Genomic DNA, 21,231 nt, shown 5'->3' with positions numbered 1-21,231 from the left:
CGCGAACAAGAGGAATGACAGCTTATGGCAACGGACTGGCTCTGGGGTCTGGTCGGTGGAGTGTTGATTGGCCTGGGCGGGGCCGTCTATCTGCTGGCAAACGGGCGAATCATGGGGGCCAGTGGCATTCTTGGCGGGCTGGTCGATGGCAGCGGGCGCAATTCGGTTTTCGAACGTGTCGCCTTTATTCTGGGTGTGATCGTCGCCCCGTTGGTTTTGTGGCCCTTATATAATGTCGAGATTGGCACCCACCTGACCAAGGAAATCTCCGTCGTGATTGCCGCCGGTTTGCTGGTTGGCATTGGCACGCGCATTGCAAATGGTTGCACCTCGGGTCACGGCGTTTGCGGTATCTCGCGGCTGTCCTTGCGGGGCATCGTTGCCACGGTTTTCTATATTCTTGCCGGCGGTCTGACGCTTGTCGTGTTCCGGCATCTGCTGGGGGTGATCTGATGCGACTGATTTTTGCCCTGATCGCTGGGGCTCTGTTCGGTGCGGGGCTGTTCGTATCCGGCATGACCGACACCACCAAGGTCCAGGGCTGGCTGGATGTGTTCGGGGACTGGGACCCGACCCTGGCCTTTGTGATGGGGGGTGCCATCATCCCGATGGTCATTGCCTGGCGGATCGCGGCACGGCGTAATCCCATCCTCGGGGGGGACTTTCCCACACCGCCGCAACCGGAACTGGATCACCGGCTGGTTATCGGGTCGGTCCTGTTCGGTATGGGATGGGGATTGGCCGGCCTATGTCCCGGACCGGCGCTGGCGTCGATCACCTATGGTGGGTTCGGTGGCGCGATTTTCCTTGCATCGATGATTGCGGGCATGATCGTGGCGCCTAAAGTGGGCGCACAACTGGACAGATTCGCGGCCACCGCATAAGGAAACTGTATGCAGATTCGTCAGATCACTCCCCGTTATTCGGTTTCACCTCAGATTTCGGTCGAGGATGTTCCGGGTATAGCTGCGGCAGGTTTTGCCAAGGTCATCTGCAACCGTCCGAACTCCGAAGTTCCACCCGAGCAGCAGGCCGATACGATCGGTGCGGCGGTACTCCGGGCCGGTATGGAATTCGAAGTGCTCGAACTGACGCATCAGACGATGACCCCTGACAATGTGGCCCACCAGATGCACCTTGCGGAAACTGGAAAAGGACCCGTCCTCGCCTATTGCGCTTCGGGGACACGCTGTTCGGTCGTTTGGGCGCTGGGGCAATGCGGTGAATTGAGTCCGGACGAAATATTGGCGAAAACGCGGCAAGCCGGCTACCAGCTTGACGGCCTGCGCCCGACGCTGGAACAACTGTGCAACGCGGCCAATCCGCATAGCTGACGCAACTGGAGTCTCAGCCCGCCCCCGGTACTTGGGTGCTTTGCACCCGAGCGACATTGGCAGGCAGGTTTTCCGTCCTCGCATCCTCCGGATGCTCGACGACAGGTGCGCCCGTGTGTCGAGTGCCCCCGGTCGCGGACGAAATTTCGTGTGTTTCAAAGGAACGGGCCGGCGAAAGTGATGCGCGGTCTTCTGCCCCGGTTTCGTTCAGGCGTACCGCGCGCATACCGTTGCGTTGACCTAACCTGCAGATTGCGACTTTCTTTTGGTCGATCGTCTGCAACTCGGTCCGGTCAAGGCGCGCTCCGGTCAGGGGCAATACATCCCCCCCCTTCAGGGCAGAAAGCGACGATAGCGGCAAACGCAACTGGCCGATCACGACATTCAGATCGGCAGAGATAACCTCGACCGCGCGATCCAGCTTGGCGTCTGGTTCCACAGTGGCGCGGTCGCCCGGCTCCGAAACCTCGCCCGGGTCTGGCAGAACAAGTTGAATTTTGCCTTGCCGCCGTCCCGCCGCGATATCGACAGTCAAGTCGATGATCCGGTAGTCTTCCCGCTCAAGCGACAATACCAGACCGTGCCGGTCGGGCACGTATGAAAGGTATTCGAACCCCTCAACGCAGGCACGGTCAGCAGGACGCTCCACAAGCCCGGCTGCACGTGACAGCATCCCTTCGATCAGGGGGGCCGACATCGCCGCATCGGTGCCGGTGTAGGGGCGACCTTCGGCATCGCCCTTTGATACCTGCCCCATCGTCTGTTGTTGAATAACCGATGCGACGCATTGCAGGTCAAGACAAGCCGCCGCAAGAAGTTCGTCCTGCGTGGCGAACAGCAGGAATAGCCGACCGTCTTCAACCGTTTGCCCCAGTGTATCCTGCGAACACAGCCGCTGCGTCGCGCCAATGACGGCCAGCGGAAGCTGAATCAGATCATCCGCCGTCCGGGCCAGTGCCAGACGCATGGCGCGCAACAGTGAACGGGGTTTGTCCGCCGCCTGAAAACGGTTGTTCAGTTTGCGCTCCAGCGCCGATCTTGCAATCGTATCCTGCGCCATTTTCCCTGATCTGTTGTAAACGCCACTTCAGATCCTTGGTTTATCCCGGCGACAGTTACGAATGTCTTTATCCGCAGCCTTATTGCGCTGCCTGCTCGTAGGTCAGCGGCAGACTGACCCGAAAGGCGCCTCCGCCCTGCCCGGTAAGATAGCTCACCTCGCCGTTCAGGCGTTGCATGATCTCGCGGCAGATCGCCAGCCCCAGCCCTGCCCCCCCGGCCTTGTCCGATCCCACACGGGCGAATTTCTCAAACACCATGGCCTGTGCCTTGGATGGAATACCGCTGCCATTGTCCACGAAATCGACCACGACCTGTCCTCCGACGTCATGCACCGAGATGGTCAGAACCGGTTCTGCCGCATCGCAGTATTTCTGGGCATTGGCGATCAGGTTGATAAAAACCTGCCCCAAACGGTCTAGATCTGTATGCAGAAAGATGCGCTCGGCGGCACGGTTGCGGCGCACACGAAGATTGCGCTTGGCCCCTGTCAGTGCGGTCGATACGGCCCGGTCCAAAATCTCCTGCAGGCTGCCGTCGTCCATGTTCAGGTTGACCTGCCCGTTTTCCAGAACGCTCAGGTCCAGAAGATCATCCAGCAGCCGGGTCAGCCGCAACGCCTCGTCATGGATGATCGTCGCGTATTTGGTGCGCTCCTGGGCGGTCAGGCCTTCGGTGTCCCGCATAATCTCGGAAAACGCGCGGATTGAGGTCATCGGCGTGCGCAACTCGTGACTGACCTGCCCCAGAAACGCGTCTTTTTGCAGCGAAATCTGCGTCAGCTTTTCATTGGCTTCACGCAGTTTCCGCGCCGTCCTGCTGAGTTCGGAGGATTTCGCTTCGAGTTGGCTGGAATATTCCATCAGTTGAGCGGATTCGTCCGCCACCGCCAACAGATCCTCGACGGACACGGATGAGCCGCCGACGATCTGCCCGATCATGGCATGCGCAGTTGCCGCGCCGACCGAACCGCTCAGTTCGCGCTCCAGCCGTTCGAGAAACGCGGGTGTCGGCTCGGGCAGATATCCTCGCCCCCCCTGCCGTTCGGCTTCCGCGTGGAAAAATTCATGGGCTTCGTCAGCACCCAGAATACGTTGGGTCATGATCATCAGGTCCTCGCTTTGCGCAACCGACCCTGTCCAGCCACGCGGACCGGCGGAATGATCGAAAACGTTGACGAATTGAGCGCCTTGCAGACGTTCCAGTGGAGTGGGAAAGCTGGCGAGAGATGCCGCACAGAAAGCTGCCGTGTTGAGGGCCAGCGACCACATCACCGAATGGACCATCGGGTCGATCCCTTCGATCCCGAACAGTGCGCGCGGCCGAAACCAGCCCAAACCGAACGGCCCCTGAGACAAGAGCTGGTCGGACACGAACCATCCGCCCATATCTGGCAGCAACAGCGTATAGACCCAAAGCGCAAAACCGACGGTCAGCCCGGCCAAAGCCCCGGTTCGCGTCGCTCCACGCCAAAACAGGCCGCCGACCAGCGCGGGCAGGATCTGGGCAATCCCAGCAAAGGCGATCAGGCCGATCGAGGCCAGCGCCGCGCCTCCACCCGACATCTGATGATAGAAGAACCCCAACGCCATGATAACCGCGATCGAGACGCGGCGCGAAAACAGCACAATATCGCGCACATCCCCGGACACCGACGCGCGCGCGCCCTGCGCGCTCAGCCAGATCGGCATGACGATGTGGTTCGACACCATTGTTGACAATGCCATTGCGGCAACGATGACCATGGATGTGGCCGAAGAAAACCCGCCCAGGAAAGACAGCATGGCCAATGCGTCATTTCCGTGCGCCAGCGGGACAGTGAGAACGAAAAGATCCGGATTGGCACCTGCTGGCATCAGATCAAGTCCGACGACCGCAATCGGCACCACGAACAGGCTCATCAGCATCAAGTACAGCGGAAAGGCCCAGGCCGCCACCCGCAGATGACGTTCGTCGTCGTTCTCGACCACCATGACCTGGAACATGCGCGGCAGGCATACAAAGGCGGCGGCAGACAGAAAGGTGATCGCGGCCCAGCGCCCGTGATCGACCTGCCATTGCCCGATTTCTGACGCGTCGATCCGCGCCATGATCGGACCCAGCCCCCCACCGATGCCCCAGACGACAAAGATCCCCACAGCAAGGAGCGCGATCAGTTTGACGACGGCCTCGATGGCGATCGCGGTCACCACCCCGTGATGGCGTTCATTCGCATCCAGATTGCGCGTCCCGAACAGAATGGCAAAGACGGCCAGCCCTGCGGCCACCCAGAACACGCTGGACCCTTCCCTATAAATGCTGGACGGGTCGTTCTCGGCAAATATGCTGAAGGACAGGGTGATCGATTGCAGTTGCAGCGCGATATAAGGGGTAACGCCCAAAACTGCCAGAATGGTCACGCAAATCGCCAGAGTGTTTGACTTGCCGTAGCGCGAGGAAATCAGGTCGGCGATGGATGTCACGCGCTGACTGCGCCCGACCCGGACAAGTTTGCGCAGGCCCCACCACCAGCCGACCATTACGAGTGTTGGCCCCAGATATATGGTGACGAATTCCAGACCCGATCGGGCGGCATAGCCGACCGCCCCGTAAAAGGTCCAGGCCGTGCAGTAGATCGACAGCGACAGCGTATAGATCAACGGAGAGCGCAACCACGTACTTCGGCCCGTGGCGGCCAGCCGGTCGGCGGCAAACGCCACTCCGAACAACAGCACAACATATCCGAGGCAGACAAGTATCAAAAGGTTGAGTGTCGCCATCAGCCCGCGTCCTCATCCTGCACTTCACGCGCAGACAAACGCCTGGCGGCGATGCCGAAGACAAAGCTCATGGCGATCAGCCCGGCCCAGCAAAGAAAAACATAGGCAATCGCCGACGACGTAGATACGGAATCTGTCGCCGAAGGCCCGGAAGGCCAGAGCAGCGGAATGGCAAAAAGCCCCGCGCCCAGGATGGGCAGCAGCCGGGCTGCATCAGACAGCCTGCGCCGCCGATAGCTTTGCCGTTCCAGAAAAACCGGCGGTGGCGCGACCGCCTTGCCGGATTCGGCATCCGGCCCGCCCGTCATGACCGCGACGCCTGGGCGTGCAGGTCGCGCACGGCAGTCACCACTTCTGTATTGGAAAACGGCTTGGTCATGAACCGGCTTACCCCGGCTTTCTCTGCCATTTCCCGATCCCGGCTCTGCCCGCGCGCGGTCAGCATCAGAACCGGAAGATTCTTCATGTCGGCCAGTTCCCGCAGGTCGCGCAGGATGTCCATTCCGCTTTTGCCCGGCAACATTACGTCAAGTATTACCAGATCCGGGTTCGAGGCCTTGATAACCTCCACAGCATCCGAACCTTCGGCATGAGTTTCCACCTGCCAGCCCTCGCGGGTCAGCAAAAAGCGGATCGCCTCGGTAATGTTGGGCTCATCTTCGATCAACAGAACCTTGCGGCTCATCCTCGCCCTTCCTCCCCCCATCTTGCCATTCGGCGGCATTGCCGCCCATTGCGCAGAAACAGATTATCCCCGCGCCTGCAGAACTGTCAAAAGCCTTCGTTCAAAATCGAAGGCTCGCGCCGGGCCAAGCAATCCGGGTGCGGGCATATCCTGCAACTGCTGCCTACCGGCTGCGCCTCGCTGGTCTGTTGGTCAGACCGTTCCAGTGACAGAATCAGCATTACCGAATGATAAACCGGATCCCGGTCAAAGGCCGAGATGTCCTGCGGCCATGCGACGGCAAAACACTCGAACTCAGCTGCCGTCCGGCCTAACTGAGACACCCTGCGGCGCACTGGAACCAATGGCCGGTTCAATGCGATGAACAAGGGCCAGAGCGGACAGGATTCGCCGTGGCGCGGCAGGGCAAATCCGGGCACCGGCTTGCGAAACAGGATACTGCCCGAGGCATCGCAGATCACCAGCCCGGTCGCCCGGGGCAGCACATCCTCGGGCAGGCAGGCCAGCCGCCTGAGAACGGCCGGCAGATCGGCATCGAATTCTCGCGCCAGCGCAAGGGGATCCGGACTGCCTGCATTGAGTACCGGACGCAGGGCGTCAAGCGGCAATGCCCGGGCATCGGCAGCATAGACGTTCAACATATCGCGCCCGATCGCCCGCGCCGCCCCGGTTCCAAGCGCTTCAAGCTCCACTTCGCGGACATTGCCGCCCGCTTCGATCTCGGGAAAATGGTGCCCGTGATCGCTGAAAAATACCTCAACCTGCTCCAGCGGAACGCCCCGGTGATCCTCTGAGGATTCGCTTTCATCCAGATAGGTCACCAAAGCCTTGGAGCTTCCGGCGAGACGTTCGGCGTCCTGGTTGAGGTTCTTGTGAAACCGGTCGCGCCATTCCGGCTCCAACTCGCCCGGCTCAGCAAGGATGGCGGCCGTGGATCGGATTGCGGCTGCGGTGGACAGGACTTCGTGCAATGACGCTGCAAGCTGCGGGTCATGGGTCAACCTGTCCGACAAAGTCTCGACCGTGCGTTCAAGGGATTTGATCCGACGGTGCATCTGCGTCATGACGCCGGCCCAGCCGGGAAACCGTCCGGCAAACTCATCAGCCCTGTCCGTTTCTGCCTTCTGGTGCACCGCATCCGCCGCCGCTTCGCGCAGGGATGCGATCAGTGCGGCTTCGGCACCTTCGGTCAGCATCGACGGCTCCACTCCCAGAACGGAAGCGATGTTGAGCAACAGCTTTCCGCCGATTCTGCGCCGGTTGTGCTCGATCAGGTTGAGATACGATGCCGAAATTCCCACATTGCGGGCCAGTTCGGCCTGCCGCATTCCCGCGATTTGCCGCCGCTCGCGGATGCGGCTGCCAGTCAAGGTATCCCGGGCCATCCTCTGTCATTGTCCTTTCTCGCACATTTTCAACGGCTTTCTGCGCCGCGACATAAAATAGTTTACAATATTTTCTCATCTTCTGTTGATATATTTTCAGAATTATACTGCTTTTAAAAGGGCTTATTGCGGGATTTTCCACAATGCCCCCATAATTGCCATGCACATAGAGTGCCCGCGCCCCGCGGAAGAGGAGCCAAGGGGCGCATTCAGGGAAATGGGAGGAATGAATGTCCAACAAATCCGTTACGCGTCGTGGCGTGCTGAAATCTGGTGCCGTTGCCGGTGCCAGTGTGGCCCTGCCGACGATCTTTACCGGCTCGTCCGCAGCCGCATTCACCAATGAGCCGACCGGCGGCACGGTGACACTTGGATTCAATGTACCGCAGACCGGGCCCTACGCCGATGAGGGCAATGACGAATTGCTGGCCCAGCAGCTCGCGGTCGAACACCTCAATGGTGAAGGAGACGGCGGCTGCCTCAACACCTTTACGTCCAAGGCGCTCAAGGGCAACGGCATCCTTGGCAAGAAAGTCACCTTTGTAACCGGCGACACTCAGACCAAGTCGGACGCCGCACGCGCATCGGCCAAGTCGATGATTGAAAAAGACGGCGCAGTCATGATCAACGGCGGATCGTCCTCTGGCGTGGCCGTTGCGGTTCAGGGCCTGTGCCAGGAAGCCGGGATCGTCTTCATGGCTGGCCTTACGCATGCCAATGACACCACCGGCAAGGACCGTAAGAAAAACGGGTTCCGCCACTTCTTCAACGCCTATATGTCCGGCGCGGCGCTTGCACCGGTGCTGGCGAAGGAAATGGGGGCCGACCGCCGCGCTTATCACCTGACTGCCGACTACAACTGGGGCTGGACACAGGAAGAGTCCATTGTGGCCTCGACCGAAGCGCTAGGCTGGGAAACCGTCAATACAGTCAAGACACCGCTGGCCGCGACAGATTTCTCGTCCTATATCGCGCCGGTCCTGAATTCGGGTGCCGACGTTCTGGTTCTGAACCACTATGGCGGCAACATGGTGAATTCGCTGACCAACGCGATCCAGTTCGGGCTGCTCGACAAGGTTGCCAACGGTAAAGACTTCAAGATCGTCGTGCCGCTATATTCCGAACTGATGGCCGCCGGTGCCGGTGACAACATCAAAGGCGTCCTGGGCTCGATGAACTATAACTGGCAGCTGGACAACGAAGGCTCTCGCGCGTTCGTGAAATCCTTTGGCGAGAAATACGGCAAGCCGCCGTCCAACTCGGCCCAGACCTGCTATGCGCAGGTTCTGCTTTATGCCGATGCGGTGGAACGCGCCGGATCGTTCAACCCCTGTGCGGTGATCGAAGCCCTTGAAGGGTTCGAATTCGATGGTCTTGGCAACGGCAAGACGCTGTACCGGGCGGACGACCACCAGTGTTTCAAGGACGTTCTGGTCGTGCGCGGTGCGCAGAACCCGTCGAACGCCTATGACACGCTGGAAATCGTCGAGATCACTCCGGTGGAACAGGTCACCTATGCGCCCGATCACCCAATGTTCGGTGGCGCCGAGGCGACTCTCGGCGAGTGCAACGAAGGCGCCTGAATGACACCTGCCCGGCCCCGTACACAGGGTCCGGGCACCGCATTTCAAGCAAGCCTGCGCATTGACCGTCTCTCCGTTCCGGCGAGACGGCAGGCTAGACAACCCTAACGACGGTGGGGACCGATGGACGCCATCCTTCTTCAAATCCTGAACGGGCTCGACAAGGGATCGGCCTATGCGCTGATCGCTTTGGGGCTGACTTTGATCTTTGGAACCTTGGGGGTTGTGAACTTTGCCCATGGTGCGCTGTTCATGATCGGCGCGTTTTGCGCCGTCACCTTGCAACGCGTTCTGAACCTCAGCTTCGAAACACTCGACGAGACCCAGAAGGATTTTCTGGGAAACCCGCTCAAAGTCAAAACACCCTATGTCGAAGCGTGGTTCGGCCCCGAAACGGGGGCCGCCATCATCGACTGGTCCGTACCTCTGGCGGTGCTGTTCGCCATTCCGATCATGCTGTTTGTCGGATACGCCATGGAGCGAGGCCTGATCAAGTTCTTCTACAAGCGCCCCCATGCCGATCAGATTCTTGTGACCTTCGGTCTGGCGATCGTTCTACAGGAAGTGATCAAGTACTTCTTCGGTGCCAACCCGATCCAGACGCCACCGCCCGAAGCTTTGCGCGGGTCGTTGGATCTTGGAGTGATGATCGGCTTCGATCCCAACGCCATAATCTATCCGATCTGGCGACTGATCTACTTCTGCTTTGCCGCACTCATCATTGCCGGGGTCTTCTGTTTCCTGCAATTCACCACCTTCGGTATGGTCGTCCGGGCCGGAATGGCGGATCGTGAAACCGTCGGCTTGCTGGGCATCAACATCGACCGCCGCTTTACCATCATGTTCGGCGTCGCCGCCGCCGTCGCGGGGCTTGCTGGCGTGATGTACGGCCCCCTCAACCCGCCGAATTACCACATGGGCATGGATTTTCTGGTGCTCAGTTTCGTGGTTGTCGTCGTCGGCGGCATGGGCTCGCTTCCCGGCGCGGTGCTGGCCGGGTTCCTGCTGGGGGTTCTGGAGAGCTTTGCCTCGACCACCTGGGCGACCACAACGATCCCGGGCATCAACCAGATCATCATCTATCTGGTCGCAATCATCATTCTGCTCACCCGTCCACGGGGTCTGATGGGCCGCAAAGGCGTGATGGAGGACTAAACCATGCTGGGACTGGACAAGAAAGACACAACCCTTCTCATTGTCGTGGCGATCCTCGCCTTGTTCGCGCCGTTGATCCTGAACCCGTTTCCCGCAGGCAGCGCCATGGCGCAGTTCAACGCGGGCTATCCGGATTTGATGCAGCGTTTCGTCATTTTCGGTATCTTCGCCATCGGCTTCAACATCCTGTTCGGGCTGACCGGCTATCTGTCCTTCGGACATGCTGCGTTTCTAGGTGTCGGCTCCTATTCCGCGGTCTGGATGTTCAAGCTGTTCAGCTACAACGTCGTGCCGGCAATCGCATTCAGTGTGATCACCGCCGGCCTGTTCTCGCTGCTGATCGGATTTGTCAGCCTGCGACGCTCGGGTATCTATTTCTCGATCCTGACGCTGGCTTTTGCGCAGATGAGTTTTGCGCTGGCCTATTCGGTCCTGTCGAACCCCAAGTTCAACCTGACCAACGGTGAAACCGGGCTGCAGGTCTATGCCAACGACCTTCAGATGTTCCACCGCGACGGTCTGCCGGACGTGCCCCACTTTTTCGGCATCGCGATGCGCGACAGTTTCTGGGAGCCGAGCATCGGCGGTTGGACCTTTACCTTCAACAACGGCTACTATCTGTGCGCGGTCATCCTGGTCATCGTCTTCTATCTGTCGATCCGCATCTTCCGCTCGCCGTTCGGGATCATGCTGCGGGCGGTGAAGTCGAACCAGCAGCGCATGAACTATACCGGTCTGAACTCGCGCCCCTACACACTGGCAGCCTTCGTGATCTCAGGCATGTATGCCGGTCTGGCCGGCGGCCTGATGGCGGCAATGGACCCGCTGGCGGGTGCCGAACGGATGCAGTGGACCGCAAGCGGCGAAGTGGTTCTGATGACTATCCTCGGCGGTACCGGCACCCTGATCGGACCGGTTCTGGGCGCGGGTTTCATCAAGTATTTCGAGAATATCTTCTCGAAGATCAACGACAACATTCTGCACAGCTGGTTCAGCTTTCTGCCGGACGGAATGGAAGATTTCATGGTCTTCATCGTCCATCCGTTCATCGGCAAGGGCTGGCATCTGACGCTGGGCATCATGTTCATGCTCGTGGTGATTTTCCTGCCAGGTGGCCTCGTCGAAGGCGGTCAACGCCTGTTGAACTGGGTGCGTCGCAAGCGGTCCGGCACCGACGACAAGACTGCCGGCAAAACCGAGCCCGCGGAATAAGGAGACGGAAAGATGGGTATTCTCGAAGTCAAGAACGTGGGCAAACGGTTTGGTGGTCTTCAAGCGCTGAGCGAGGTAAACCTCAGCGTCAGGGAAAACACCGTTCATGCGATCATTGGCCCAAACGGCGCGGGCAAGTCCACGCTGCTCAACTGCCTGGTCGGCAAGCTTATCCCCGATACCGGATCGGTTCTGTTTGACGGCCAGTCGGTGCTGGGGCGCGCGCCGTTCGAAATCAACCAGATGGGTATCAGCCGCGTGTTCCAGACGCCTGAGATATTCGGCGATCTTTCGGTAATGGAAAACATGCTGATCCCGATTTTCGCCATGCGTGACGGGGCGTTCCGGCTGCATGCGTATGAAACCGTCGCCAGCGAACGCGAGGTCATCGAACAGGCCGAACAGATGCTGGAAGAGATGGGCATGGCCGACAAGCGGCATATGCACTCGGCATCGCTGTCTCGGGGCGACAAGCGCCGCCTGGAGATTGCCATGTGCCTCAGCCAGAAACCTCGCCTGCTGCTCTTGGACGAACCCACCGCCGGGATGGCGCGGGCCGATACCAACAACACCATCGACCTGCTGAAACAGATCAAGGACGAGCGCGACATCACCATCGCGATCATCGAACACGACATGCATGTGGTGTTCAGCCTCGCCGACCGGATCACCGTTCTGGCGCAGGGCACACCGCTAGTCGAGGATGACCCGCAGAACATCCGTGGCAACCCCAAGGTACGCGAAGCCTATCTGGGCGAGTCGGCGTAAGGAGGATCAGATATGAACGTCAAACCCGATTTCTCCAGAAACGCCAACGTGGCGCAGACCGCCCCGGCTTTTCTGTCGGTCTGGGACATGCATTCGTACTATGGCGAAAGCTATATCGTGCAAGGCATCAGCTTTAACGTCCACGAAGGTGAAATTCTTGCGCTGCTGGGCCGGAACGGGGCGGGCAAGACCTCGACCCTGCGGTCGATTGCCCGCGTCGGCGACCCCGAAGTGCGGCATGGCGAGATCTGGCTGGACCACAAGCCGCTGCATCGAATGGCCAGCTATGAAGCTGCCGCCGCCGGGTTGGGGCTTGTGCCCGAAGATCGCCGCATCATCCCCGGCCTCACGGTAGAGGAGAATCTGCAACTGGCGCAAATTGCACCGCCGATCGGCTGGTCGCTGGACCGACTGTATGAACTGTTTCCCCGTCTCGGTGAGCGCCGCAAGCAGGAAGGCGTGACGCTGTCGGGCGGCGAACAGCAAATGCTGGCCATCGCCCGCGCCCTGGCCCGTGACATCAAGGTTCTGCTGTTGGACGAACCTTATGAGGGGCTGGCCCCGGTGATCGTCGATGAGATCGAAAAGACTCTGGTCCACATCAAGGAACAGGGCATGACCACGATCATCGTCGAACAGAATGCCGTTCGCGCCCTGGAACTGGCCGACCGCGCCGTCATCCTCGATACCGGCGGCATCGTGTTCGATGGCACTGCGTCGGAAGTGCTGGAAAACGAGGAGTTGCGGGCCGAATACTTGGCGATCTGAACAATTTTCCCCGTCGCACGGCCAGTTCGTCGTGTGGACCAACTTGAGTACCGGCTCTTGGCGGGCCGGTACTTTTTTTATTTGAGATACTCCGTAGTGCGGTTGCCATTCATGCCACCGGCCACGATTCCTTTATTCCGAGTACGTCGGAACCGCCCTTGCGGCGCTTGCGAAAACCCAGACACCCAAACCTTTTTACTTCAATTCTACTGAAATACCCGGCACCATAGGTATATGAGCGACAACGCATTTGAATATGCCCCAATCGGGCTGGTCGAGTTGGAGAACCGGGTGATCCGGCGCTGCAACCTTCAGTTTGCCCGCATGTTCGGCGGCGAAGAAGAAGAGTATCGCAACATGCCGCTGCTGCATCTTTACCCGTCGGTCGCCGATTGGGAACGGATCGGGGCACGTGGCCTGCAGGTGATGAAGGAAACCGGCTATTACACCGACGAACGCGTGATGCGGCGGCGCGATGGCGATCTGTTCTGGTGTCGCGCCCGCGGGCGATCCCTGACCCCGGACGATCCGTTCCGCCACAGCATATGGAGCTTTTCCGACATCTCCGAAGAGCGCCCGCTCGTGGAACTGACTGCCCGCGAACGCGAGGTTGCGATCCTGTCCTGCCGGGGCCTTTCGGCAAAAGAGATTGGCGTTGAACTGGGCCTCAGCTATCGCACCATAGAGGCCCATCGTGCGCGGCTGCTGGAAAAATTCGGTGCACGCAAGCTGCCGGAACTGGTGGCTAAATTGTCGGGCATGCCCCTTTGAGGCCCTCTCCGGCTAGCAATCTTTGATGATCCTCCCCATTTTACGGCCCATACGGCGCTTTTCATGGATGATTTCATGGCCTATAACGCCGGGTAATTTACCAGAGCCCGCAAAAATAGGCGGGCCAAAGGGGAACCGTCGAGGACACTCATGACAGACAACAAACACGAAGCGGACGTGGCGTTCATCAAGGCACTGGCCGAGTTGCTGCGCGAAAACGATCTGACCGAGCTTCAGGTCAAGCGTGAATACGGCGAAGAGGACAGCCTGAATGTTCGCGTCAGCCGCGCTTCCCAAACCGTCGCCGCCCCTGTTCAGATCGCGGCTCCGGCAGCGGCTCCGGCGGCACCCCCCGCTCCGGTGCCCGCCGCGGCACCGGCCGCGGCACCGGCGCCCGCCGAAGACCCGGCCAGCCACCCCGGCGCCGTCACTTCACCCATGGTCGGAACCGTCTATCTGCAACCGGAACCCGGGGCGTCGGCTTTCATATCCGTCGGCGCCAGCGTGTCCGAGGGTGACACCCTGTTGATCGTCGAAGCGATGAAGACCATGAATCACATCCACGCGCCCAAATCGGGAACCGTCAAGCGCATCCTCGTGGGCGACGGCGATGCTGTCGAATTCGGCACACCTCTGGTCATCGTCGAGTAAGGGTGCGGGATGTTTGACAAAATCCTGATTGCCAACCGAGGCGAGATCGCCCTGCGCGTGATCCGCGCCGCGCGGGAAATGGGGATTGCGACAGTCGCAGTGCATTCCACCGCCGACAGCGACGCAATGCATGTGCGCATGGCCGACGAGTCCGTTTGTATTGGCCCGCCGCCCAGCCCGAAAAGCTATCTGTCGGTGCCCGCCATCATCTCGGCCTGCGAAATCACCGGTGCGCAGGCAATCCACCCCGGCTATGGCTTTCTGTCGGAAAATTCCGATTTCGTGCAAATCGTCGAAGACCACGGCATCACTTTTATCGGCCCCACCGCCGAGCACATCCGCGTCATGGGTGACAAGATCACCGCCAAGGACACGATGAAGGCTCTCGGCGTGCCCTGCGTGCCGGGCTCGGATGGCGGCGTTCCCGATCTGGAATCCGCCAGGAGGATCGGCGCAGAGATCGGATATCCCGTCATCATCAAGGCCACGGCAGGCGGTGGCGGTCGCGGCATGAAAGTGGCGCAAAGCGCCGCCGAGATGGAAAGCGCCTTCATGACCGCACGGGCCGAAGGCAAGGCCGCCTTTGGCAATGACGAGGTCTATATCGAAAAATATCTGACCACGCCGCGCCATATCGAGATTCAGGTCTTTGGCGACGGCAAGGGCAACGCGGTGCATCTTGCCGAACGCGACTGTTCGTTGCAGCGTCGCCACCAGAAGGTGTTCGAAGAGGCCCCCGGCCCCTGCATCAGCCCCGAAGAGCGCGCCAAAATCGGCAAGGTCTGTGCGGATGCCGTAGCCAAGATCAACTATATCGGTGCGGGCACCATCGAGTTCCTCTATGAGAATGGTGAGTTCTACTTCATCGAGATGAACACCCGTTTGCAGGTGGAGCATCCCGTTACCGAGGGCATCTTTGGCGTCGATCTGGTACGCGAACAAATCCGCGTCGCGGCGGGTGAGCCGATGTCGTTCGGTCAGAACGATCTGAAAATCAACGGTCACGCCATCGAAGTGCGGATCAACGCCGAGAGGCTGCCGAATTTCTCGCCCTGTCCCGGCAAAATCACGGCTTATCACGCCCCGGGCGGATTGGGCGTGCGAATGGACTCGGCTCTCTACAATGGCTATTCGATCCCGCCATACTATGACTCGCTGATCGGCAAGCTGATTGTGCAGGGGCGCGACCGGGATGAAGCTTTGGCGCGACTTCAGCGGGCTTTGGGAGAGCTGATCGTGGACGGTGTGGACACCACGGTTCCGCTGTTCCACGCTTTGCTGCAAGAGCCGGATATCCACAGTGGTGACTATAACATTCACTGGCTGGAACACTGGCTTGCGGAGAACATGTCCCAGTAACACAATGGGTCGGGCATTTCGTCCGGCCCTGGGACCTCTGTCATGAGCTTGTCACCTGAACTTTTGCTGCATGGCTATTCCATCGGGATTTTTCCGATGGCCGAACATCGCGACGACCCCGAACTGTTCTGGGTCGACCCGCAACATCGCGGTATTTTTCCGCTGGACGGGTTTCACATCTCGCGCTCACTTGCGCGGCGTATGCGCAAGGCTGACTATCGGGTCACGATTGATCAGAATTTTTTGGGTGTGGTCGATGGCTGCGCTGATCGGGCTGAAACCTGGATCAACACCGAGTTGCGGCATCTATATGAGGCGCTATTTCTTCGGGGAAACGCCCACTCGATCGAAGTGTGGAAGGACGGTGAAATCGTTGGTGGCGTCTATGGCGTGGTTCTGGGCGCGGCGTTCTTTGGCGAAAGCATGTTTTCCCGCCGCGAAGACGCTTCAAAGATAGCCCTCGCGTATCTTGTCGACCGGTTGCGGCAGACCGGTTTCAGGCTGTTCGACACCCAGTTTCTGACCGCTCACCTGGCCTCGCTCGGCGCGATAGAGGTTCCACGAGCGCAATATCGCCGGGAACTAGCCGAAGCGATTGAAGAAAATGCTTTTTTTTCCGCCGAGATCAAGCAAACCCCTCAGGGGGTCATACAACGGATCACCCAAACGTCATAGCGCGCATGATCCAGCGCGTTCAGCGCCGGCGAGGTCGCAATCATCCAGCCATCGAACAACTCGTCAGGTTTTCCGCGTTCCCAGATCGTGAGATAGGCGAACGCATCACCTGTCGGGTTGTCGGCCGGATAACGGCAATCGCCCAGCGCGACCTCCAACCCGAAAACCGGTGCAGATTGGCCCGTTGCAACATTCACGTCGACGGTCTGACCGTTGACCTTGTCCAGACCACGCAAAATGGCGCCAGTGCCGGACGCAACCTGTTCCTGTGCCGGCACGGCACTGCCCGCAAAGGCAAGGATCAGGGCCATCGCACGGATCACTCTGAGTTGCCCCCGTCGCCCGCAACGAATTTGACGAGCAGCGAAATCAGGCTGACCGCGCCTTGCGTATCCTCGACCATATCCCCCGGTTCGAAATAAAACGGAGAACCGCCGGGCATGACCTCGACAAAATTGCCGCCCAGCAACCCTTCGGATGAAACCACCACCGCACTGTCGTCGGGGATCTGAATACCGTCGGCGACAGAAAACCGAGTGTCGGCCCGATAGCTTTCCGGGTTTAGCGCCACGTTGGTCACGGTTCCAATCTTGACACCGGCCAGACGCACGTCGGTTCCAACCGTCACGCCTTCGAGCGAGCGGAAAGATGCGCCCAGTTCGTATCCCGCGCGATTCTGCGCCAGGCCCGCCGATTGGCTGGCATAGACACCGAACGCGACCGCAAAGGCCAGTACGACACCGCCGACCACGACTTCGGTCATGTTGTGGGTAGACATTGATCTGCCTCTTTACTCCGGGCTCCACGCCTCGTAATCGCTGCGCTCGATGGGGTGGGGACGGCGCAGCGAACCGGCCGGAGCATACGCCAGGGCCGTACCGGTCAGGTTTTCCTGATGCGGTTTTTCCCAGGCTTTATGCGCTAGCGGTTTGTCGGTCGGCGGTTCGTCCCAGGTCCGGTGCAGCCAGCCGTGCCAGTTCGGATCAACTCGGCTGGCCTCGGCCTCGCCGTTGAAAATGACCCAGCGCTGGCTGTCATCGGCGTTGCGGTAATACACGTTGCCCTGGTCATCCTCGCCAACCTTGACACCCTTGCGCGCTGTATAGATCTGCGTGTTCAAGGTTGCTCCGTTCCACCATGTCACGGCTTTCAGAAGAGTAGTCAGGATTCCCATCGGCTGCCTCCGGCATTACGTCCATGGCAGGTATGGACCAAAGGCGCGCCGAGGTCCAGTGCCACAACGGTCGCAAAATTCATTCCGGCAGAACTGCGGTGACTTCGATTTCGATGCGGTATTTCGGATCGATCAACCCGCATTCGATCATTGTGGCCGCGGGCGGATTCGCACCGAAGGTTTCGGCCAGAATGGGCCAGCAAGGCTCGAACTCGTGACGGTCGGGCAGCAAATAGGTCACGCGCACCACGTTTTCGAACGAGGTGCCTGCTTCGGCCAGTGCCTTTTCAATGATCCCCAACGCAGTGCGGCATTGTTCGACAATCGTTTCACCTTGCCCGACCGTGCCCGCCACATGGACAAAGCCTCGCGCGACGACCGCGCGGCAATAGCCGACTTTCGCTTCAAACTCCCCTCCGGAGAATATGCGCTTAATCACTTCGAAACCCTCAAAAGAAAACGGCGCGAACGGGTTCGCGCCGTTGGAAAACCATGCGGGTGCAAATCAACCGGCCGAGGCCGATTCCTTGCCCGCATCTGCATAAATGACCAGCGGCTGCGCGTCCGAGGTTACTGCCTCTTCGTTCACCACAACCTTGGTCACGTTCTTCATGCCCGGCAGGTCAAACATTGTGTCAAGCAGGATATCTTCGAGGATCGAGCGCAATCCGCGCGCGCCAGTCTTGCGCTGGATGGCCCGCTTGGCGATGGCCTTGAGCGCGTCATCGGTGAAATCCAGCTCGGCGGCTTCCAGTTCGAACAGGCGCTGATATTGCTTGACCAGGGCATTCTTGGGCTGGGTCAGAATGGTGACCAACGCGTCTTCGTCGAGGTCTTCCAGCGTTGCCAGCACCGGCAGACGGCCTACGAATTCCGGGATCAGGCCGAATTTCAGCAGGTCTTCGGGCTCCAGCTCCTTGAAGATCTCACCCACGCCGCGTTCGTCATTGTCGCGCACATCGGCACCAAAGCCCATCGCCGAGCCTTTGCCGCGCTGCGCGATGATCTTGTCGAGACCGGCAAAGGCGCCGCCGCAGATGAACAGGATGTTGGTCGTGTCCACTTGCAGGAATTCCTGCTGCGGATGCTTTCGGCCACCCTGCGGCGGCACGCTGGCCACCGTGCCTTCCATCAGTTTCAGCAGCGCCTGCTGCACCCCCTCGCCCGACACGTCGCGGGTGATCGAGGGATTCTCGGACTTGCGGGTGATCTTGTCGACCTCGTCGATATAGACGATGCCGCGCTGCGCGCGTTCGACATTGTATTCACTGGCCTGCAACAGTTTGAGGATGATGTTCTCGACATCCTCGCCCACATAGCCGGCTTCGGTCAGTGTAGTTGCATCCGCCATGGTGAACGGCACATCCAGAATCCGCGCCAGCGTTTGCGCCAGCAGCGTCTTGCCACAGCCGGTGGGGCCAATCAGCAATATGTTGGATTTCGCCAGTTCGATATCCCCGCCGGCTTTCTGGGCGTGGTTCAGGCGCTTGTAGTGATTGTGAACCGCAACGGACAACACACGCTTGGCGGTGGCTTGTCCGATCACATAGTCGTCCAGAACTTCACAGATGTCCTTGGGCGTCGGCACACCGTCAGAAGATTTCAGACCGCTCGCCTTGGTCTCCTCGCGGATGATATCCATGCAGAGTTCGACACACTCATCACAGATGAACACGGTCGGGCCTGCGATCAGCTTGCGCACCTCGTGCTGGCTCTTGCCGCAGAAGCTGCAGTAAAGCGTGTTTTTGCCGTCACCGCCTGAATTCGTCGCCATGATCTACCTTTCGGGCTCCGTCTTTGCGGCCCCTTCTCAGGGCCGCGCTCTGCTGCGTGTGCGTCCAGCTTAGGCCAGCGCACCGACCGCTACAATCTCAAATTGCCACCCGGCGTGCATGTTGACCGGGACTTGGCGTAATGCCGCGTCAGGCTTCGTCGCCGCCTGTCTTGGCTCGGTTTTCGACGATCTCGTCGATGTGGCCCCATTCTTTGGCCTCTTCCGGACTCATGAAATTGTCACGATCCAGCGCCTTTTCAACCGATTTCTTCGTTTGACCCGTGTGCTTTACGTAGATGTCATAAAGCCGGTCCTTGAGCTTTTGGGTTTCCGCCGCGTGAATCATGATGTCACTGGCCTGGCCCTGATAGCCACCCGAGGGCTGGTGCACCATAATGCGACTGTTGGGCAGCGAGAAACGCATCCCCTTTTCCCCACCGGCCAACAGAACCGACCCCATCGAGGCGGCTTGGCCGATGACCAGGGTTGAACACTTCGGCTTGATATACTGCATTGTGTCGTAAATGGACAAACCACTCGTGACCACGCCCCCGGGGGAATTGATGTAAATCGATATCTCTTTGTTCGGATTTTCCGCCTCAAGATGCAGCAGTTGCGCCACCACCAGATGGCTCATCCCGTCATGGATCGGGCCGTTGATGAAGATGATCCGCTCTTTCAGCAAGCGTGAGAAGATATCATAGGCCCGCTCGCCCCGACTGGTCTGTTCGACGACCATGGGGACGAGTGTATTCATGTAGGTGTCAACTGGATCGAACATAAAAACCTGCCTGCTCTTTGCAATTGGATCGGGACCGTACCCGACGATGGGTTACACGAGTCTTAGTGCCGCCTCTGAGGGGCTGCAAGGCCCGCAAACAGAATTCCTGCGCCCCGGATGCTTCTTACGCTGTCGCAACCCTATTACTTGTCGTCGCAATATTGACGTACTGGCGCTGACCCATCAATCTAGAGTGGCCCAACTAATGAAATGTAAAACGATCACGGCGCAGAGTCTTCTGTTGCCGCTATACGGTATCGCAACCATGTCACGAGACCCCTTTGTCCAGAAAGGAGGCTCCGCCAACCTGAGCCTGGCCTTCGAGGGACCTCCGCAAAAGTTCTGCTTCCTGCTGCTTCCGCGCACCACGATGCTTGCCCTGGCCGCCGCGATCGAACCACTGCGCATCGCAAATCAACTGACAAAGAAACAGCTTTATACCTGGCATACGATGACCGAAACCGGCGAGCCGATTACCTGTTCGAACGGGCTTCGGATCACGCCGGACAAAGCACTTGAGCCTTTGCCCTCGGGCGCGATGGGGTTTGTCTGCGCCGGTGTCGAACCAGAGCGAAGTTTTTCGCCTGCGGTCCTGAACTGGCTGCGCAAGGAGCACCGTTTTGGCCGATCGCTGGGTGGAATATGTACTGGGGCTTTCGCGCTGGCGAAATCGGGATTACTGGAAGGGCGCAGATTCACTCTGCACTGGGAGAACCAGCCCGGATTTGTCGAGACGTTTCCAAGCCTGACACCGACCCCGAACATATTCGAGGTCGACGGACGCATCACCACCTGTGGCGGCGGCAATTCGGCAATCGATATGATGCTGGCCCTGATCGAACAGCGCCACGGGGCGGAACTGGCGATCATGGTCGCGGACATGTGCATTCATATGCGCTCAGGAACCCGTTCGCCGCAACGCTCGGCGCAATCCGTGATCATCGGCAGCCGAAATCCAGCGCTTCTCAAGGCAATTCAGCTGATGGAGGACGAATTGGAAGACCCCTTGTCGAGCCTGGAGCTGAGCGAAAGACTCGGCGTTTCCAGGCGTCAACTGGAACGGCTATTCAAACGGTATCTGCGGCAGGGTCCGATGGCCTATTATCTGGAATTGCGCCTGTCACGGGCGTTCACATTCCTGAACGAAACCAACATGACGGTGGCCGAGATCGCTGCGGCCACCGGATTTGCCAATACCAGTCATCTGTCGCGCCAATTTCGCGCTAAATACGGCGCACCGCCGCATTCATTCCGAAAGGCTTGGTCATAAAACAGCCGATCTGTCGGAACGCGTTCTGCGTTTTGCCCGGATACAAAGGATCGGCTGGTATAACCTTT

General features: G+C 59.4%; 24 protein-coding genes. 13 read left to right on the top strand and 11 right to left on the bottom strand.

Annotated elements, in window-relative coordinates; genetic code table 11:
- Positions 1-24 precede the first annotated feature (24 nt).
- From ACR0AO_RS02135 to ACR0AO_RS02125, 3 genes are read left to right on the top strand one after another with little or no spacing between them, the layout of a single operon-like run.
- On the top strand, positions 25-453 hold the full coding sequence (locus ACR0AO_RS02135; RefSeq protein ID WP_480599329.1) for a YeeE/YedE family protein: 429 nt from the start codon (positions 25-27) through the stop codon (positions 451-453).
- Positions 453-884: a DUF6691 family protein gene (locus ACR0AO_RS02130; protein WP_480599327.1), complete on the top strand. Its 432-nt coding sequence runs from the start codon at positions 453-455 to the stop codon at positions 882-884. Before ACR0AO_RS02135 ends, ACR0AO_RS02130 begins: the two co-directional genes overlap by 1 nt.
- Before the next feature lie 9 nt (positions 885-893).
- A complete protein-coding gene (locus ACR0AO_RS02125) occupies positions 894-1,334 on the top strand; it encodes a protein tyrosine phosphatase family protein (RefSeq protein WP_480599324.1) in 441 nt (146 codons plus the stop codon).
- 13 nt (positions 1,335-1,347) lie between these two features.
- Here ACR0AO_RS02125 and ACR0AO_RS02120 read toward each other — a convergent pair whose 3' ends face one another.
- From ACR0AO_RS02120 to ACR0AO_RS02100, 5 genes are all read right to left on the bottom strand, one after another.
- Complete coding sequence (locus ACR0AO_RS02120) at positions 1,348-2,394, bottom strand: FliM/FliN family flagellar motor C-terminal domain-containing protein (RefSeq protein WP_480599321.1); 1,047 nt, start codon at positions 2,392-2,394, stop codon at positions 1,348-1,350.
- A 79-nt stretch (positions 2,395-2,473) separates the two neighbouring features.
- Positions 2,474-5,152, bottom strand: coding sequence for an ATP-binding protein (locus ACR0AO_RS02115; RefSeq protein ID WP_480599319.1), 2,679 nt, complete (start codon positions 5,150-5,152; stop codon positions 2,474-2,476).
- Positions 5,152-5,460 carry a hypothetical protein gene (locus tag ACR0AO_RS02110; RefSeq protein ID WP_480599316.1) on the bottom strand — a complete coding sequence of 103 codons (309 nt, stop codon included), beginning with the start codon at positions 5,458-5,460 and terminating at the stop codon, positions 5,152-5,154. Before ACR0AO_RS02110 ends, ACR0AO_RS02115 begins: the two co-directional genes overlap by 1 nt.
- A complete protein-coding gene (locus ACR0AO_RS02105) occupies positions 5,457-5,837 on the bottom strand; it encodes a response regulator transcription factor (RefSeq protein ID WP_480599313.1) in 381 nt (126 codons plus the stop codon). Before ACR0AO_RS02105 ends, ACR0AO_RS02110 begins: the two co-directional genes overlap by 4 nt.
- A gap of 86 nt (positions 5,838-5,923) precedes the next feature.
- Positions 5,924-7,222: a helix-turn-helix domain-containing protein gene (locus ACR0AO_RS02100; protein ID WP_480599310.1), complete on the bottom strand. Its 1,299-nt coding sequence runs from the start codon at positions 7,220-7,222 to the stop codon at positions 5,924-5,926.
- 230 nt (positions 7,223-7,452) lie between these two features.
- Here ACR0AO_RS02100 and ACR0AO_RS02095 point away from each other — a divergent pair, with 230 nt between their 5' ends.
- From ACR0AO_RS02095 to aat, 9 genes are all read left to right on the top strand, one after another.
- A complete protein-coding gene (locus ACR0AO_RS02095; protein WP_480599308.1) occupies positions 7,453-8,805 on the top strand; it encodes a substrate-binding protein in 1,353 nt (450 codons plus the stop codon).
- Between the two features lie 123 nt (positions 8,806-8,928).
- Positions 8,929-9,960 carry a branched-chain amino acid ABC transporter permease gene (locus ACR0AO_RS02090; protein WP_480599306.1) on the top strand — a complete coding sequence of 344 codons (1,032 nt, stop codon included), beginning with the start codon at positions 8,929-8,931 and terminating at the stop codon, positions 9,958-9,960.
- A gap of 3 nt (positions 9,961-9,963) precedes the next feature.
- Positions 9,964-11,172 carry a branched-chain amino acid ABC transporter permease gene (locus ACR0AO_RS02085; RefSeq protein WP_480599302.1) on the top strand — a complete coding sequence of 403 codons (1,209 nt, stop codon included), beginning with the start codon at positions 9,964-9,966 and terminating at the stop codon, positions 11,170-11,172.
- A gap of 12 nt (positions 11,173-11,184) precedes the next feature.
- Complete coding sequence (locus ACR0AO_RS02080; RefSeq protein ID WP_480599300.1) at positions 11,185-11,940, top strand: ABC transporter ATP-binding protein; 756 nt, start codon at positions 11,185-11,187, stop codon at positions 11,938-11,940.
- 12 nt (positions 11,941-11,952) lie between these two features.
- Positions 11,953-12,708, top strand: coding sequence for an ABC transporter ATP-binding protein (locus ACR0AO_RS02075; protein WP_480599298.1), 756 nt, complete (start codon positions 11,953-11,955; stop codon positions 12,706-12,708).
- A 234-nt stretch (positions 12,709-12,942) separates the two neighbouring features.
- Complete coding sequence (locus ACR0AO_RS02070; protein WP_480599296.1) at positions 12,943-13,479, top strand: helix-turn-helix transcriptional regulator; 537 nt, start codon at positions 12,943-12,945, stop codon at positions 13,477-13,479.
- A 150-nt stretch (positions 13,480-13,629) separates the two neighbouring features.
- A complete protein-coding gene (accB, locus tag ACR0AO_RS02065; RefSeq protein WP_480599293.1) occupies positions 13,630-14,130 on the top strand; it encodes an acetyl-CoA carboxylase biotin carboxyl carrier protein in 501 nt (166 codons plus the stop codon).
- Positions 14,131-14,139: 9 nt separating this feature from the next.
- Positions 14,140-15,489, top strand: coding sequence for an acetyl-CoA carboxylase biotin carboxylase subunit (gene accC, locus ACR0AO_RS02060; RefSeq protein WP_480599291.1), 1,350 nt, complete (start codon positions 14,140-14,142; stop codon positions 15,487-15,489).
- Positions 15,490-15,531: 42 nt separating this feature from the next.
- Positions 15,532-16,164, top strand: coding sequence for a leucyl/phenylalanyl-tRNA--protein transferase (gene aat, locus ACR0AO_RS02055; RefSeq protein ID WP_480599288.1), 633 nt, complete (start codon positions 15,532-15,534; stop codon positions 16,162-16,164).
- On the opposite strand, the gene ACR0AO_RS02050 is transcribed toward aat, so the two are convergent.
- The 6 genes from ACR0AO_RS02050 to ACR0AO_RS02025 form a co-directional block, all read right to left on the bottom strand.
- A complete protein-coding gene (locus ACR0AO_RS02050; protein WP_480600819.1) occupies positions 16,128-16,475 on the bottom strand; it encodes a DUF2155 domain-containing protein in 348 nt (115 codons plus the stop codon). The genes aat and ACR0AO_RS02050 overlap by 37 nt on opposite strands.
- An 8-nt stretch (positions 16,476-16,483) precedes the next feature.
- Entirely contained in the window at positions 16,484-16,942 is a 459-nt protein-coding gene (gene mlaD / locus ACR0AO_RS02045) for an outer membrane lipid asymmetry maintenance protein MlaD (protein ID WP_480599286.1), read from the bottom strand.
- Between the two features lie 12 nt (positions 16,943-16,954).
- A complete protein-coding gene (locus tag ACR0AO_RS02040; RefSeq protein WP_480599283.1) occupies positions 16,955-17,338 on the bottom strand; it encodes an NADH:ubiquinone oxidoreductase subunit NDUFA12 in 384 nt (127 codons plus the stop codon).
- A 79-nt stretch (positions 17,339-17,417) separates the two neighbouring features.
- A complete protein-coding gene (locus ACR0AO_RS02035; protein WP_480599280.1) occupies positions 17,418-17,777 on the bottom strand; it encodes a RidA family protein in 360 nt (119 codons plus the stop codon).
- A gap of 66 nt (positions 17,778-17,843) precedes the next feature.
- Positions 17,844-19,112 (bottom strand): ATP-dependent Clp protease ATP-binding subunit ClpX, encoded by a 1,269-nt coding sequence (clpX, locus tag ACR0AO_RS02030; protein WP_480599278.1) that lies wholly within the window; start codon positions 19,110-19,112, stop codon positions 17,844-17,846.
- A gap of 148 nt (positions 19,113-19,260) precedes the next feature.
- Complete coding sequence (locus ACR0AO_RS02025) at positions 19,261-19,893, bottom strand: ATP-dependent Clp protease proteolytic subunit (RefSeq protein ID WP_480599275.1); 633 nt, start codon at positions 19,891-19,893, stop codon at positions 19,261-19,263.
- Between the two features lie 265 nt (positions 19,894-20,158).
- Between ACR0AO_RS02025 and ACR0AO_RS02020 the strand changes: the two genes are divergently transcribed.
- Positions 20,159-21,163 (top strand): GlxA family transcriptional regulator, encoded by a 1,005-nt coding sequence (locus ACR0AO_RS02020; RefSeq protein ID WP_480599273.1) that lies wholly within the window; start codon positions 20,159-20,161, stop codon positions 21,161-21,163.
- Positions 21,164-21,231 lie beyond the last annotated feature (68 nt).

It is taken from the genome of Ruegeria sp. AF8, assembly GCF_056541825.1.
This window is presented reverse-complemented; position numbering and strand designations above follow the sequence as displayed.